This window comes from Streptomyces sp. NPDC048484 (genome assembly GCF_040651415.1).
In the GTDB taxonomy this organism is placed as follows: domain Bacteria; phylum Actinomycetota; class Actinomycetes; order Streptomycetales; family Streptomycetaceae; genus Streptomyces.
The window spans coordinates 71,630-86,598 of record NZ_JBEZJY010000029.1 but is presented as its reverse complement, the minus strand read 5'-3'; the positions used below and the strand labels follow the sequence as shown (position 1 = coordinate 86,598).

13 protein-coding genes are annotated in these 14,969 nt (G+C 71.7%); 12 read left to right on the top strand and 1 reads right to left on the bottom strand.

What is annotated here, in order from left to right:
• The first annotated feature begins 108 nt into the window (after positions 1-108).
• The 7 genes from ssd to AB0D14_RS27685 all read left to right on the top strand — a co-directional run bounded on the left by ssd (position 109) and on the right by AB0D14_RS27685 (position 5,583).
• Positions 109-1,212: a septum site-determining protein Ssd gene (gene ssd / locus AB0D14_RS27715; protein ID WP_362784148.1), complete on the top strand. Its 1,104-nt coding sequence runs from the start codon at positions 109-111 to the stop codon at positions 1,210-1,212.
• On the top strand, positions 1,209-2,531 hold the full coding sequence (locus AB0D14_RS27710) for a TadA family conjugal transfer-associated ATPase (RefSeq protein WP_362784145.1): 1,323 nt from the start codon (positions 1,209-1,211) through the stop codon (positions 2,529-2,531). Before ssd ends, AB0D14_RS27710 begins: the two co-directional genes overlap by 4 nt.
• Positions 2,532-2,563: 32 nt before the next feature.
• Complete coding sequence (locus AB0D14_RS27705; RefSeq protein WP_362784235.1) at positions 2,564-3,403, top strand: type II secretion system F family protein; 840 nt, start codon at positions 2,564-2,566, stop codon at positions 3,401-3,403.
• Entirely contained in the window at positions 3,400-4,203 is an 804-nt protein-coding gene (locus AB0D14_RS27700; RefSeq protein ID WP_362784142.1) for a type II secretion system F family protein, read from the top strand. The genes AB0D14_RS27705 and AB0D14_RS27700 overlap by 4 nt, the downstream gene beginning before the upstream one ends.
• 91 nt (positions 4,204-4,294) lie before the next feature.
• Positions 4,295-4,525 carry a DUF4244 domain-containing protein gene (locus AB0D14_RS27695; RefSeq protein WP_362784139.1) on the top strand — a complete coding sequence of 77 codons (231 nt, stop codon included), beginning with the start codon at positions 4,295-4,297 and terminating at the stop codon, positions 4,523-4,525.
• 54 nt (positions 4,526-4,579) lie between these two features.
• Positions 4,580-4,981 (top strand): TadE family type IV pilus minor pilin, encoded by a 402-nt coding sequence (locus AB0D14_RS27690; protein WP_362784232.1) that lies wholly within the window; start codon positions 4,580-4,582, stop codon positions 4,979-4,981.
• Between the two features lie 128 nt (positions 4,982-5,109).
• The gene (locus AB0D14_RS27685; protein ID WP_362784136.1) at positions 5,110-5,583 is read left to right on the top strand and encodes an Rv3654c family TadE-like protein; all 474 of its coding nucleotides are present in this window, start codon (positions 5,110-5,112) and stop codon (positions 5,581-5,583) included.
• Here the strand turns inward: AB0D14_RS27685 and AB0D14_RS27680 are convergent.
• A complete protein-coding gene (locus AB0D14_RS27680; RefSeq protein ID WP_362784133.1) occupies positions 5,580-8,186 on the bottom strand; it encodes a DEAD/DEAH box helicase in 2,607 nt (868 codons plus the stop codon). The genes AB0D14_RS27685 and AB0D14_RS27680 overlap by 4 nt on opposite strands.
• An 80-nt stretch (positions 8,187-8,266) precedes the next feature.
• Here AB0D14_RS27680 and bldG point away from each other — a divergent pair, with 80 nt between their 5' ends.
• The 5 genes from bldG to AB0D14_RS27655 all read left to right on the top strand — a co-directional run bounded on the left by bldG (position 8,267) and on the right by AB0D14_RS27655 (position 14,967).
• Positions 8,267-8,608 carry an anti-sigma factor antagonist BldG gene (bldG, locus tag AB0D14_RS27675; RefSeq protein ID WP_003975386.1) on the top strand — a complete coding sequence of 114 codons (342 nt, stop codon included), beginning with the start codon at positions 8,267-8,269 and terminating at the stop codon, positions 8,606-8,608.
• Positions 8,609-8,757: 149 nt separating this feature from the next.
• Entirely contained in the window at positions 8,758-9,201 is a 444-nt protein-coding gene (locus tag AB0D14_RS27670) for an ATP-binding protein (RefSeq protein ID WP_362784130.1), read from the top strand.
• A gap of 760 nt (positions 9,202-9,961) precedes the next feature.
• Positions 9,962-12,367, top strand: a complete 2,406-nt coding sequence (locus AB0D14_RS27665) for a sodium-translocating pyrophosphatase (RefSeq protein WP_362784127.1) — start codon at positions 9,962-9,964, stop codon at positions 12,365-12,367.
• 203 nt (positions 12,368-12,570) lie between these two features.
• Positions 12,571-13,164 carry a small secreted protein gene (locus tag AB0D14_RS27660; RefSeq protein WP_362784124.1) on the top strand — a complete coding sequence of 198 codons (594 nt, stop codon included), beginning with the start codon at positions 12,571-12,573 and terminating at the stop codon, positions 13,162-13,164.
• Between the two features lie 285 nt (positions 13,165-13,449).
• Positions 13,450-14,967, top strand: coding sequence for a methyltransferase (locus tag AB0D14_RS27655; protein ID WP_362784121.1), 1,518 nt, complete (start codon positions 13,450-13,452; stop codon positions 14,965-14,967).
• Positions 14,968-14,969: the final 2 nt, after the last annotated feature.

The window sequence follows — 14,969 nt, the reverse complement described above, 5'->3', positions numbered from 1 at the left end:
GTTCGTATCGGCGGTTCATATGGAGAGCCGGGTGCCGGTTCTTGCGCTGGGCGGGAATCGCGGGGCCGCAAGAGCTCCGCGGGGAAGCAGCGAAGGGGGCTGGAGAGCATGGCGGGAGCCATCACACATGACCGGCAGCCGGTCGCCGAAGGGCGGCAGGGCGGACCGTTGATCGTCACGGAGGACGCGAATCTGCTGGACGACCTGCTGCGGCTGTGTGCCGCGGCCGGCGCCAGGCCGGAAGTCCACCACGGGGTGCCGGAGCGTGGCGGCGGCTGGGACACAGCGCCCCTGGTGCTCGTCGGCGACGACGCGGCGCGACGGGTGCGCGGTGCCGCACGCAGACGCGGAGTGGTGTTGGTTGGGCGGGATCAGGACGATTCCGGGGTCTGGCGAAGGGCTGTGGAGATCGGCGCGGACCATGTGCTGGTGCTGCCGGATGGCGAACAATGGCTGGTCGACCGGATCGCCGACGTGGCCGAGGGAGTCGGCCCGCCCGCCCTCACCGTCGGAGTGATCGGCGGTCGCGGGGGCGCCGGATCGTCCACGCTCGCCTGCGCGCTCGCGGTCACCTCGGCGCGCCAGGGCAGGCGCACTCTCCTTGTCGACGCGGATCCACTGGGCGGCGGACTCGACGTACTCCTCGGCGGAGAGGCCGTCGAAGGGCTCCGCTGGCCGGCCTTCGCCGCCTCGCGCGGGCGGGTCGGCGGCGGAGCCCTGGAGGAGTCGCTGCCCGCACTGCACGCCCTGCGGGTCCTCAGCTGGGACCGCGGCGACTCCGTCACCATCGCGCCCGAGGCCGTCCGGGCCGTCCTGGCCGCGGCCAGGCGGCGCGGCGGGGTGGTGGTCGTGGATCTGCCGCGCCGGGTCGACGAAGGGGTCGCCCAGGTCCTCGCCCAGGTCGACCTGGGGCTGCTCGTGGTCCCCGCCGAGCTGCGTGCCGTCGCGGCGGCCGGGCGGGTGGCGTCCGTGATCGGCATGGTCCTGAGGGACCTGCGCGTCGCGGTGCGCGGGCCGTACGCACCAGGCCTGGACGACCGGGAGGTCGCCCGGCTTCTCGGACTGCCCCTGATGGGCGAAGTGCCCATGGAGGCAGGGTTGTCGGCGGCCCAGGACCGGGGCGCTCCGCCCGGCGGAGACGGCCGCGGGCCGCTCGCGCGTTTCTGCTCGGCCTTCTGGGAGCGGGCCGCGGTCGCCGGAGGGGGCGTATGAGCGGGGGTACGGGCGGGGGTACGGGCCTGCGGGGCGCCGTGCCCGCACCCGCGGTCCTGCCGGGCGGGTACAAGGTCACGGGCCTCGCGAGCAGGCCGCAGAGCGGAAGTCCGCCCGCTGATACGGGGCTGTTGGCCGGGGTCCGGCAGTGGCTGGCCGAGAGCGGGGGCGAACCGACCCCCGCGCGCGTGGCGCAGGCCCTGCGGGAGCAGGGGCGGGTGCTCGGGGACGCCGAAGTCCTTGGTGCGGCCGAGCGGTTGCGGTCGGAGCTGGTCGGGAGCGGCCCGCTGGAGCCGCTGCTCGACGATCCCTCGGTGACCGACGTGCTGGTCTCGGCGCCCGACAGGGTGTGGGTGGACCGCGGTGGTGGCCTGGAGCTGACAGCTGTGGCCTTTCCGGACGCTGCGGCCGTACGACGCCTTGCGCAACGCCTCGCGGCCGTGGCGGGGCGGCGGCTCGACGACGCACACCCCTGGGTGGACGCCAGGCTTCCCGACGGCACCCGGCTGCACGCGGTGCTGCCACCGGTCGCCGTCGGCTCGACCTGCCTGTCGCTTCGGGTGGTTCGGCCGAAGGCGTTCACGCTCGACGAACTGGTGGCCGCGGGGACGGTGCCGCCGGGCGGGGACCGACTGCTGCGGGCGCTGCTCGACGCGAGGCTCTCGTTCCTGATCAGCGGCGGTACGGGCAGCGGCAAGACGACACTGCTGAGCGCTCTGCTCGGCCTCGTCGGACCGGGCGAGCGGATCGTGCTCGCCGAGGACTCGGCGGAGCTGCGCCCCGACCATCCCCATGTCGTACGGCTGGAATCCAGACCTCCCAACCAGGAGGGCGCCGGACTCGTCACGCTCCAGGACCTGGTGCGCCAGGCACTGCGCATGCGGCCGGACCGACTGGTCGTGGGTGAGGTGCGAGGCCCCGAAGTGGTCGCTTTGCTGGCCGCGCTGAACACGGGACATGAGGGCGGCTGCGGGACCGTTCACGCCAACGCCGCGTCGGGAGTGCCGGCCCGTCTGGAGGCGCTGGGCACGGCCGCGGGGCTCGACCGGGCGGCGCTGCACAGCCAGGTGGCGGCCGCGCTGTCGGTGGTGCTCCATCTCGTACGGGACCGGGCCGGGCGGCGGCGGATCGCCGAGGTGCATGTGCTGGAGCGGGATCCGGCAGGGCTGGTCGTGACGGTGCCCGCGCTGCGGTGGGGCACGGAGGCCTTCACGTACGGGCCCGGGTGGGCGCGGCTGCGAGAGCTGCTCGGGGGCGTGAGCGACGTGGGCGGTGTGAATGGCGCGAGTGGTGTGGGCGAACGGAGGGAGGGGCTGTGACGGGGATCGGCGAGGTGTCGGTGGGGACGGCGATGGCGTGTGCGGGGGCGGCTGCCTGGCTGATGGGCGGGCCGGGGACCGGGGCGCGGCGGGCGCGGCTGGTGTGTGCGGGTGGCGCGGCGGCGGGCATCGGGCCGCCGCCGTGGAAGGGGGCGGTACGGATCGGGGAGCGGCTGCGGCGGCTGCACAGGACACGGGGCGAGTGGTGGGCGCTGGTCGCCGGGTTGGTGGGCGGGCTGCTGGGGGCGTCCGTGGTGCCGGTCGTCCTGGGGGCACTCGGGGTTCCGCTGGTACGGCGAGCCCGGCGTGCCGGAGCGGCGCGGAGAGCGGGCGAGCGGCGGGCCGCAGCGGTGATCGCGCTGTGCGGGGCGCTCGCGGGGGAGATCCGGGCAGGGCGGCAGCCGGGCGAGGCACTGCTGGGTGCCGCCCGGGACTCAGGAGGGCTCGGCGGCGCGCGGACGGTGGTCCTGGCGGCGGCCCGGTTCGGCGGGGATGTGCCGGCCGCGCTCACCGAAGCGGCACGGCGGCCCGGGGCCGAAGGACTGCTGGGACTCGCCGCGTGCTGGCGCGTCGCCGTGGACCGGGGCGCGGGACTCGCGGCCGGGCTCGACCGGCTGGAGGGGGCGCTGCGAGCCGAGCGGGACCAACGCGCCGACCTGCGGGCCCAGTTGGCGGGCGCGCGGTCGACGGCGGTACTGCTCGCGGGGTTGCCGGTGCTCGGACTGGTCCTGGGTACCGCGCTCGGCGCCGACCCGTTGCACGTCGTGCTGCACACCGGGGCGGGCCTCGGCTGTCTGCTGGTCGGAGGGGTTCTGGAGAGCGTCGGCCTGTGGTGGGCGCTGCGGATCGTACGGGGAGCGGAGGCGGGATGAGCACGGAGGTTGTCCACAGGCTGGGGGTGGCGGTGTGTGTGGCGCTGGGATGGTGGGCGCTGGCCCGGTCCATGGGCGCGGCGCAGCGGGAACGGAGGGTGCGCAGACGGTTGGCGGCGCTGCTGGTACTCCTGGCCGACGAGCGCGGGCCGGCTGGGGAGCGGATCTCCTCCGGACGGCGCCGGCAGGCGCGTGATGCCGTGCGGCGATGGCTACCGGTGATCGGTGCCATGAGCGGCTGCTGGGTGTTCGTCGGTGGCGTGACCGGGGTTGTGGTGGGGCTCGTGGCGGCGTTCGGGATGTGGCGGTGGCAGCGCAGACCGGCGCCGGTGGAGGAGTTCGACGCGGCACGGGCCGCACGCCAACTGCCCCTTGCCGCGGATCTGCTGGCCGCCTGCATCGCTGCGGGGGCGAGTCCGGTCCTGGCAGCCCGGGCGGTGGGGGAGGCCCTGGACGGGCCGGTGGGGGAGCGGCTGGCGCGGGGAGCCGCCGAGGTGCGTCTCGGCGGCGAACCGGCAGAGGCGTGGCGAGGACTGGCCGCGTTGCCGGGGGCCGGAGCACTGGCCCGGTTGCTGGAGCGGGCCGGCGAGTCGGGCGTACCCGCGGCGGTACCGGTCGCGCGTCTCGCCTCCGAGGCCCGAGCGGAACGGGAGCGTGCTGCCACGGCTCGTGCGCGACGGGCGGGCGTTCTGATCACCGCGCCTGTCGGGCTGTGCTTTCTGCCCGCGTTCATCGCGCTCGGGGTCCTGCCGGTGGTGCTCGGGCTCGCGAGCGGCGTGCTGGGCGGGGGCGACGGATGACGGGCTGAACAAGCGAAAGCGGCCGAACAGGCTGAACAGGCTGGACGACGGATGAGCAAGGTCAGCGGAACAGAGTCGTACGGGGGTTCGGATGGGTAAGGCAGTGCGGGTGCGAGTGCGGGCGTGGGTCAAGGTGGGCAAGGCCTGCGTGGGTTGGGCGCGAGTGGTCCGGAGGGATGCCGGGATGGTCACCTCCGAGTACGCGATGGGACTGATCGCGGCGGTGGGGTTCGCCGCGCTGCTCTACGAGGTGCTGACCAGCGGGCAGGTACGCGGTGCTCTGCAGGACATCGTGGGCCGGGCGCTCCATGGGCGATTCTGAGGCGGGGCGATGACGGGAGCGATGACGGGGGCGACGGCGGCAGCGGCGGCTGCGATGACCGGGGCGGCTGTTCCCGGCAGGGCCCCGGGCCCTGCCCCGCCCGCGGAGACAGGAGACCGCGGCTTCGTGACGGCGGAGGCGGCCGTGGTGCTGCCGGTGCTGGTCGCGTTCACGATGGCGCTGGTCTGGGCGTTGCTGGCCGCCGCCGCGCTGATCCAGTGCGTGGACGCGGCCCGGGCGGGCGCCCGCGCGGCGGCCAGGCAGGAATCACCGGACACGGTGATGGAGACCGCCCGACAGTCGGCACCGAGCGGCGCCCGGGTCTCCGTCCGTCGCGAGGGCGACCTGGTGTACGTCCGGGTCGAGGCCGACACACCGGGACCGGACGCGCTCGCCCTCGACCTGACACAGGAGGCCACCGCCCTGGCCGAGGAGACGGTGGGGGCTGCCCGGTGAGAACGACGAGGCGGCCGATGAGAACAGTGAGGGCGACGAGAACAGTGAGGGTGGTACGAGCCCTGCGGGTGGTGGGAACTTCGAGGGCAGTGGGAAGGGGCGGCCCCGGGCCGCGTACGAGGCCACGCGTGCCGGGGTCTGCGTCGGGCCGGGGGTTGGCGTCGGACCGGGGGTCGGCGACCGTCTGGACCGTGGGTGCGCTCGCGGTGCTGTGCGTCGTCTTCGGTGCCGTGCTCGCGATGGGGCAGGCGGTGGTGGTCCGGCATCGCGCGGGTGGCGCGGCCGACTTGGCGGCCCTCGCGGCGGCCGACCACTGGATGGACGGCGGGACGGAGGCGTGCGCCCGGGCGGACCGGGTGGCACGGGCCCAGGGCACCAGGGTCGTGCGGTGTGCGGTCAGCGGCGACATCTCGGATGTCACGGTCGCGGCGGGGCGCGGGCCGTTGACCGCCGAGGTGCGGTCACGGGCCGGCCCGGCCGGCCAGGTGGTCCCGGCCTTCCACGGGGGACCGGCGGCGCCGACCGGTTCCTCGGGGCCAGTGGGTCGGGTGGGTCGAGTGGAAGCAGGCGAGATCCTGTCCACGCCCACGGCCGGACCCTAGGTGGTTTCTGCGGACTCGCCGGTAATGCCCGTCTCCCCGCCGATCACGCCGATCACGCCGTTCTCCTGGCCGACGGCGACCTCCAAGTCGGTGGCGGGCGCCTCCGGTGATACGGGTGCCTCGGGTGCCTCGGGCGATTCCGGCGCCCCCGATGCCCCCGGGGCACCCTGTAGGAGCACCGTCAGCAGCCGTACAGCTCCGCGCTTGTGCAGCGGGTCGTTGCCGTTGCCGCACTTGGGGGACTGGATACAGGACGGGCAGCCGGCGTCGCACTCGCAGGAGGCGATGGCCTGACGGGTGGCGGTGAGCCACTCGCGAGCGGTGTGGAAAGCACGCTCCGCGAAGCCCGCGCCGCCGGGCTGGCCGTCGTACACGAAGACGGTGGGCAGCAGGGTGTCCGGGTGCAGCGGGACGGAGACGCCGCCGATGTCCCAGCGGTCGCAGGTGGCGAAGAGCGGCAGCATGCCGATCGACGCGTGCTCGGCGGCGTGCAGGGCGCCGCCGAGGATCTCGGGGTTCACGCGAGCGGCGTCGAGCTGGTCCTCCGTGACCGTCCACCAAACGGCGCGCGTACGGAGCGTGCGGGGAGGCAGATCGAGTTTCGTCTCACCGAGCACCTCACCGGTGATCAGACGACGACGCAGGAAGGAGACGACCTGATTGGTGACTTCGACGGAGCCGTAGCACAACCGGCCGTCGCCCCAGGGGATCTCGACGTCCGTCTCCAGGACGGAGATGGCAGTGGTGTCGCGGGCGACCGTCGAATAGGGCGGGTTGGCCTCCTCGACCAGGGCGACCGAATCGTCCAGGTGCAGCTCGTTGACCAGGTACGTACGACCCTGGTGGAGGTGGATCGCGCCTTCGTGGACGGTGGTGTGAGCGGCCGAGGCGTCGACCGTGCCCAGCAGCCTTCCGGAACCGGCCTCCACGATCTGCACCGGGTTCCCGCCTCCGCCGCGGATGTCGGTCAGGTCGGCGGCCCGCTCCCGGCGCGTCCAGTGCCACGCCTTCGTGCGGCGGCGCAGTAGCTTCGCGGCCTCCAGCTGCGGCATCAGCTCGGCGGTGGCCGGACCGAAGAGGGCGAAGTCCTCCTCCGTGAGGGGAAGTTCGGCTGCGGCGGCGCACAAGTGGGGCGCGAGGACGTACGGGTTGTCCGGGTCGAGGACGGTGGACTCCACCGGCTGGTCGAACAGGGCCTCGGGGTGATGGACGAGGAAGGTGTCCAGCGGGTCGTCGCGGGCGACCAGCACCGCGAGCGCCCCCTGCCCGGCCCGGCCCGCGCGGCCTGCCTGCTGCCACAGGGACGCCCGGGTGCCCGGGTAGCCGGCGATGAGGACGGCGTCCAGCCCGGAGACGTCGATGCCGAGTTCCAGAGCGGTGGTGGCGGCGAGGCCGAGGAGTTCCCCGGAGTGGAGGGCGCGTTCGAGGGCGCGGCGTTCCTCGGGGAGGTATCCGCCGCGGTAGGCGGCCACGCGCCGGGGCAGGGAGCGGTCGACCTCGGCGAGGCGTTCCTGGGCGATCACTGCGATCAACTCGGCCCCGCGGCGGGACCGTACGAAGGCGACCGAGCGGACACCCTGCACGGTCAGGTCGGTGAGGAGGTCCGCGGTCTCGGCGGTGGCGGATCGGCGGACCGGGGCGCCCTTCTCGCCGTGCAGGTCGGTGAGGGGCGGTTCCCAAAGCGCGAACACCAGTTCCCCACGCGGTGAGGCGTCGTCGGCGACCTCCACCACGCTCAGGCCGGTGAGGCGGGAAGCGGCGACCGAGGGCTCGGCGGCGGTCGCCGAGGCCATGAGGAAGACGGGGGAAGAGCCGTAGCGGGCGCACAGGCGGCGCAGCCGACGGAGGACCTGGGCGACATGCGACCCGAAGACGCCCCGGTAGGTGTGGCATTCGTCGACGACGACGTAGCGCAGGGCGCGCAGGAAGGAGGCCCACCGGGCGTGGGAGGGCAGTATCCCGCGGTGCAGCATGTCGGGGTTGGTGAGGACGTAGTTGGCGTACTGGCGCACCCACTCGCGTTCCTCGACGGGCGTGTCCCCGTCGTAGACCGCGGAACGTACGGCATGGCCCAGAGGTTGTGAAAGTTTCTTCACGGATCGGCGCTGATCTGCGGCGAGAGCCTTGGTCGGAGCGAGGTAGAGGGCGGTCGCACCGCGGCCGTTCGGCGCTTCGGAACCGTCGAGGAGTGTCGACAGGACCGGGACGAGGTACGCCAGGGACTTGCCGGAGGCCGTGCCCGTGGAGACGATCACCGATGCGCCGTCCAGGGCGTGCTCGGCCGCGAGAGCCTGGTGGGCCCAGGGGTGTTCGATGCCGGCGGTCTGCACCGCCGCGATGACCTCCGAGCGGATCCGGTCGGGCCACACGGCATGGCGACCCTCACGCGGGGGCAAGTGCTCCGTATGAGTGATGCGCGAAGCCCGGCTCGGCCCCGAGGCGAGCCGGTCCAGGATCTCGCCCGGCGAGGGGCGGGATGTGGTGTCCGTCGAGGTGCGATCGGGTCGGAGATTATTGGCCATCGGCATCGAGTGTGTCACTGGCGTGACGGACAATGGACCCAAGGCGTCGTGCACGCCTGCCGGTAAGTGATTGAATGCCATCGCGGCTGGCGAACCGTCCCGGGGGCTCCGCCGAGGTGTCCCTTGGGATGACCGCTCGATAGCAAGGTGCTGGAGGATCCGTGGACCTGTCCCTGTCGACCCGTACCGTCGGCGATCGTACGGTCGTCGAGGTCGGTGGCGAAATCGATGTATATACCGCGCCCAAGTTGCGCGAACAGCTGGTCGAGCTGGTGAACGACGGCAGTTTCCATCTTGTCGTCGACATGGAGGGCGTGGACTTCCTCGACTCCACCGGTCTCGGCGTGCTGGTGGGTGGCCTGAAGCGGGTGCGTGCCCATGAGGGCTCGCTCCGGCTGGTCTGCAACCAGGAGCGCATTCTGAAGATCTTCCGCATCACCGGCCTCACCAAGGTGTTCCCGATCCACACCTCGGTCGAGGAAGCGGTGGCGGCCACCGACTGAGCGGCCGTCGTCCGGCCCGTCCCTGACTGGCCGGTCAGTCGCCGACAGCCGGTTCCCGGCCGAGCCCGGGAGGCAGAAGTCAATGGAGGGGGGTCAGGTCTCGGCGACCCGACCCCCCGACCGCACGCCCGTAGTTCCGAGGGGGATGCATGGCCACCGTTGAACTCCGCTTCAGCGCGCTGCCCGAGCACGTCAGGACCGCCCGACTGGTGGCGGCAGCGGTGGCGCGCAGGGCCGGAGTGGACGAGGCCGTCCTCGACGAGGTCAGGCTCGCCGTCGGCGAAGCCTGCACCCGGGCCGTCGGCCTGCACCAGAGTGCCGGAATCTCGGCTCCGGTGCGGGTCTCGCTGATCGAGGAGGAGAAGCAGTTCTCCATCGAGGTCGGTGATGAGGCGCCGCACACGGTTCCCGGTGAAAAGCCGCCGGGTGCCCATGGCGGAGCCGACGGTGTGGACGCCGAGACCGAGGAGGACGAAATGGGCCTCGCGGTCATCAGCGGCCTCGTCGACGATGTGGAAGTGACCGCCGGTGAGAACGGCGGACTGATCAGGATGAGCTGGCCCACCACGCCGCCGGCCACGCTCGTTACCTGATCCACCCCCAGGCACTGCCTGAACCTTTGCGAAAGGGCCCTGCTCACCAGGGCCCTTTGGCATGTCCGGCCCCGAACTGCCTCGCACCGCACTGCCTCGCACCGCACCGCCTCGCACGGGCCGCCGCCCCGGCCTCCTGCAGCGCCGCCATCCGGCCCTGGCTACGCCCCTCACCGGCCTCCGGCCCCAGCCCCAGCCTCCGGCCCCGCCTGGCCGCCGCCTGGCCTCACCGTCCTGCCGCCACACGGCTCCGCTGTCGCCCAGGAACCCTCTCCGGCACCCATATCTCCGGGAGGCCTTCGCTTTCCCTGAGAGGCTCTCCCCGGGCCCTTCCTGAGCCACCCTCAGAGGTGTCGGCAGCTGCCCTCCCGGACTTCCCCTGCCAGCCACTCGACGGCCGCCCTCGGGACCGTCCCTCTGACCGCTCGGCGGGACGGACCTCGGGCCGCCCGGTCAGCGCTCGGTGACCGCCCCGGCGGCTCCTCAACCGCTCCGGATCAAGCCATACGCATTTCGTGAATGAATTCACGATCGGGGTTGCGATCAACAATACGATCAGCTTTACACCGCGCCGCACGGCAATGGACCTGGCGTCAACGCCTTTGAGGCATTACCGCTTTCGGGTCCCGTGCTGACGCGTGGATCATTCGCTGAAGAGCATGTGAAGGCCAATTCCGCTTACCGCGCACTGTTTCGATCAGGCTCCGGTACCTACAATCCGTCCACATCTTGAGCTCGGTCCAAGCGTCAAGGAGGACCAATGGCGGGGCTTTCTACCCCTCATCAGTTTGACCAGCCCACTACCCTCGCAGCCGCAGTACTGACAGACGACAACCGTCTCATCGTGATGGTCATCGCGGTTGTCGCCCTTGCGGCGCTTGCCGTCGCCGGTGTCCTGGTCCGCCAGGTGCTCGCGGCGGACGAGGGCACCGACAGCATGAAGGAGATCGCTGTCGCGATCCAGGAGGGCGCAAATGCCTATCTGGGGCGGCAGATGCGCACCCTCGGGGTATTCGCCGTCGTGGTGTTCTTCCTGCTCATGCTCCTGCCCGCGGACGACTGGAATCAGCGCGCCGGCCGATCGGTCTTCTTCTTGATCGGCGCGGCGTTCTCGGCGACCACCGGATATATCGGCATGTGGCTCGCCGTACGCAGCAATGTGCGTGTGGCCGCCGCGGCACGGGAAGCGACCCCGGCGGAGGGTGAGCCGGAAAAGGATCTCACCGCCGTCTCGCACAAAGCCATGAAGATCGCTTTCCGCACGGGCGGCGTCGTCGGCATGTTCACGGTGGGGCTCGGTCTGCTCGGCGCCTCCTGTGTGGTGCTCGTGTACGCGGCCGACGCGCCGAAGGTCCTGGAGGGCTTCGGTCTCGGCGCCGCGCTGATCGCCATGTTCATGCGTGTCGGCGGCGGCATCTTCACCAAGGCGGCCGACGTCGGCGCCGACCTGGTCGGCAAGGTCGAGCAGGGCATTCCGGAGGATGATCCGCGCAACGCCGCGACCATCGCCGACAATGTGGGCGACAACGTCGGCGACTGTGCCGGCATGGCCGCCGACCTGTTCGAGTCGTACGCCGTCACGCTCGTCGCCGCGCTGATCCTCGGCAAGGCGGCGTTCGGCGACTCCGGGCTCGCCTTCCCGCTCATCGTGCCCGCGATCGGCGTACTCACCGCGATGATCGGCATCTTCGCGGTCGCTCCGCGCCGTGCGGACCGCAGCGGGATGAGCGCCATCAACCGTGGCTTCTTCATCTCCGCGGTGTTCTCACTGGTGCTGGTGGCCGTGGCTGTCTTCGTCTATCTGCCGTCGTCGTACGCGGACCTGGACGGCGTCACGGACGAGGCCATCCTCGGCAAGTCGGGCGACCCGCGGATCCTCGCGGTCCTCGCCGTTGCCATCGGCATCGTGCTGGCAGCGCTGATCCAGCAGCTGACCGGCTATTTCACCGAGACAACCCGCCGCCCCGTGCGGGACATCGGCAAGACCTCGCTCACCGGCCCGGCCACCGTCGTCCTCGCCGGTATCTCACTCGGTCTCGAATCGGCCGTCTACACCGCCCTGTTGATCGGCCTCGGCGTCTACGGAGCCTTCCTGCTCGGCGGTACGTCGATCATGCTGGCCCTGTTCGCGGTAGCCCTTGCCGGAACCGGTCTGCTCACCACGGTCGGCGTCATCGTCGCCATGGACACCTTCGGACCGGTCTCCGACAACGCGCAGGGCATCGCTGAGATGTCCGGCGACGTCGAGGGCGCGGGCGCGCAGGTGCTCACCGACCTGGACGCCGTGGGCAACACCACCAAGGCCATCACCAAGGGCATCGCCATCGCCACCGCGGTACTCGCGGCGGCGGCGCTCTTCGGCTCGTACCGCGACGCCATCCTCACGGCCGCGAACGACGTGGGGCAGAAGGTCTCGGGCCCGAGCGCTCCGATGAACCTGATGATGGACATCTCACAGCCCAACAACCTGGTCGGGCTCATCGCGGGCGCGGCGGTCGTCTTCCTCTTCTCGGGGCTGGCGATCAACGCGGTGTCGCGGTCCGCCGGTGCCGTGGTCTACGAGGTGCGGCGGCAGTTCCGCGAGCACCCCGGGATCATGGACTACACGGAGAAGCCCGAGTACGGGCGCGTCGTCGACATCTGTACCAAGGACGCGCTGCGCGAGTTGACCACGCCGGGTCTGCTCGCCGTACTCACGCCGATCGCGGTCGGGTTCACGCTCGGGGTCGGCGCGCTCGGATCGTTCCTCGCGGGTGCCATCGGCACCGGCACGCTGATGGCGGTATTCCTCGCCAACTCCGGAGGTGCGTGGGACAACGCCAAGAAACTCGTCGAGGACGGCCACCACGGCGGCAAGGGCAGCGAGGCCCACGCCGCGACGGTGATCGGCGACACGATCGGCGACCCGTTCAAGGACACCGCAGGACCCGCCATCAACCCTCTCCTGAAGGTGATGAACCTGGTGGCGCTGCTCATCGCGCCGGCAGTAGTCAAATTCAGCTACGGCGAGGACAAGAGCGTGGGCATGAGGGTCCTCATCGCGGTGCTCTCGCTCACCGTCATCGTGGGCGCGGTGTACGTGTCCAAGCGGCGCGGTATCGCCGTGGGTGACGAAGGCAACTCCGGGCGGGTGGCCAAGTCGGTGGATCCGGCGGTGGTTTCGTAGCCCCTGGGCAATTGCCTGATCAGGATCCGCTCAACGGGCGGGCGGACGGCGCGCGTTGACGCGCCGTCCGCCCGCCCGCCGGTGTGTACGCCCTGTTCGTGAGCCTTATCTCGCTTGGTGCAAATGGCTGCAATAACGGTCCAAACGGATGTTCGTCACGGTGGTGTCGCCCACTTGGCGTGTATGTTCCGGGGCCGAGAGCCATGGAAGGGACCAATCCGGTGAACAAGAAGCTCGCGGCCGCACTGTCCAGCGGTGCGGTACTGGTACTGGCGCTGTCGGGATGTAGCGGTGACGACGACAGCGGCGACAAGCTGAACTCATGGGCCGAGCAGGTCTGCGAGGCCGTGCAGCCGCAGGCGAAGAAGATCTCGGCCGCCAACACCGCCATCCAGAAGCAGACCTCGGACAACAGCACTCCGGCGGACGTCCAGAAGACCGACGCCCAGGCCTTCCAGGACATGTCCGACGCCTACAAGGCGATCGGCAGTGCTGTGAAAAAGGCCGGGGCGCCGGACGTGGAGGGCGGCGAGAAGAAGCAGACGGACGCGGTCAAGGAGCTCGACACCATCTCCTCGTCGTACGGCGACCTCAAGAAGCAGGTCGACGACCTCGACACGAAGGACCAGGCGAAGTTCGCCGACGGTCTGAAGGGGATCGCCACCCAGCTGGACAAGCTGAGCCAGAGCGGCAACGACGCCCTCGCGAAGCTGGAGGAAGGCGAAGTGGGCAAGGCGATGGCCAAGCAGCAGAGCTGCAAGAGCGCGTCGGCTTCGGCTTCGGCGACGAAGAGCTGAGAGCCCGCGTCTGAAGCCCGGCGTCGTAGTCCGGCGCCGGGCTGCGGCTTGCGCCCGCCCGGCTGTCCACGACGGCCCGGCGGGCGCGATCGCGTTCGGCGTACGGCTCTCGAACCCGGCGCCCGGCGTCCGGCGCTCTGCGCTCGGCAGGATCGCTTGCGGCAGCGGCAGCGGCGGTAACGGCAAGCGGCAGCGGCGGGCGGCGGTAACAGTAAGCGGCAGCAGCGGTAGAACTGGCGGCAGTGGTGCACTCGCCCGTCGCCCGTCGCGCGTCACAATGGGCGGGTGAGTAACACCACCCTGGCACCGCTGCCCTCGTCCGACCGCACCGACGTCACCGCACGGCTGCGGGACGCCCTACTGAGCGCGTCCTTCAGCGCCGACGGGCTGCTCGACCTGCTCGGCGCCCCCGCGTACGCGGCGCTGGCCCGCAGTGAGACCGTGCCCGCGCTCCGGGCCACCCGGGGCGACTCCCCGCTGGAAGCGCTCGTACGGCTGTTCCTGCTGCAGCAGCCCGTGCCGCACGCGCGCGTGGCGGACGTCCTGCCGGTGGAGGACTGCCTGGAGGGCGGCTGGCTGACCCGCGTCGGCGGGGACGAGGTCGTGGCGGCGGTCGACGTACGGCCGTACGGCGGACCGGGCGGCGAGGACTGGTTCATCGTCTCGGACCTGGGCTGCGCCGTGGGCGGGGCCGGCGGTATCGGCAGCCGTGACGAAGGTGTCGTACTCGGTGTGGGCGGCGCGTCCACCACACTCGCGGGCATCACCGTGCGGGCCCCCGTCGCCGCAGCGCTCGATCTCGGCACCGGCTCCGGGATCCAGGCGCTGCACGCCGCACAGCACGCCACGCGCGTGAGCGCGACCGACCTCAACCCCCGTGCGCTGCACACCACCGCGCTCACGCTCGCCCTGTCCGGGGCTCCGGCGGCCGATCTGCGGGAGGGCTCCCTCTTCGAGCCGGTGGCCGACGAGACGTTCGATCTGATCGTCTCGAACCCGCCCTTCGTGATCTCCCCCGGTGCTCGGCTCACCTACCGGGACGGCGGAATGGGCGGGGACGATCTGTGCCGCACGCTCGTGTCGCAGGCGGGTGACCGCCTGAACGAGGGGGGATACGCGCAGTTCCTGGCCAACTGGCAGCACGTGGAGGGCGAGGACTGGCAGGACCGGCTGCGCTCCTGGGTGCCGCGCGGTTGCGACGCGTGGATCGTGCAGCGCGAGGTCCAGGACGTCACGCAGTACGCCGAACTGTGGCTGCGCGACGCGGGCGACCACCACGGCGACCCGGTGGAGTACCAGGCGCGGTACGACGCCTGGCTGAACGAGTTCGAGGCGCGGAAGGTGAAGGCCGTCGGCTTCGGCTGGATCACCCTGCGCAGGTCGGGGGCGGAGCAGCCCTCGATCGTCCTGGAGGAGTGGCCGCACCCCGTCGAGCAGCCGCTCGGCGACACCGTGCGCGCGCACTTCGAGAGGGTGGACTATCTGCGTACGCACGATGACGCGGCGCTGCTCACGGGGCACTTCGCGCTCGCCGGTGAGATCGTGCAGGAGCAGGTCGGACTGCCCGGTGCCGAGGATCCGGAGCACGTCGTGCTGCGCCAGCACCGCGGGATGCGGCGGGCCACGAAGGTGGACACGGTCGCTGCGGGCTTCGCGGGCGTCTGCGACGGCACACTGAGTGCGGGGCGCATTCTGGACGCCATCGCCCAACTGGTCGGCGAGGATCCGGTGCTGCTGCGCGACCGGACGCCGGCCCAGATCCGGCTGCTGGTCGAGCAGGGATTCATCGAACCCGCACAGTGACG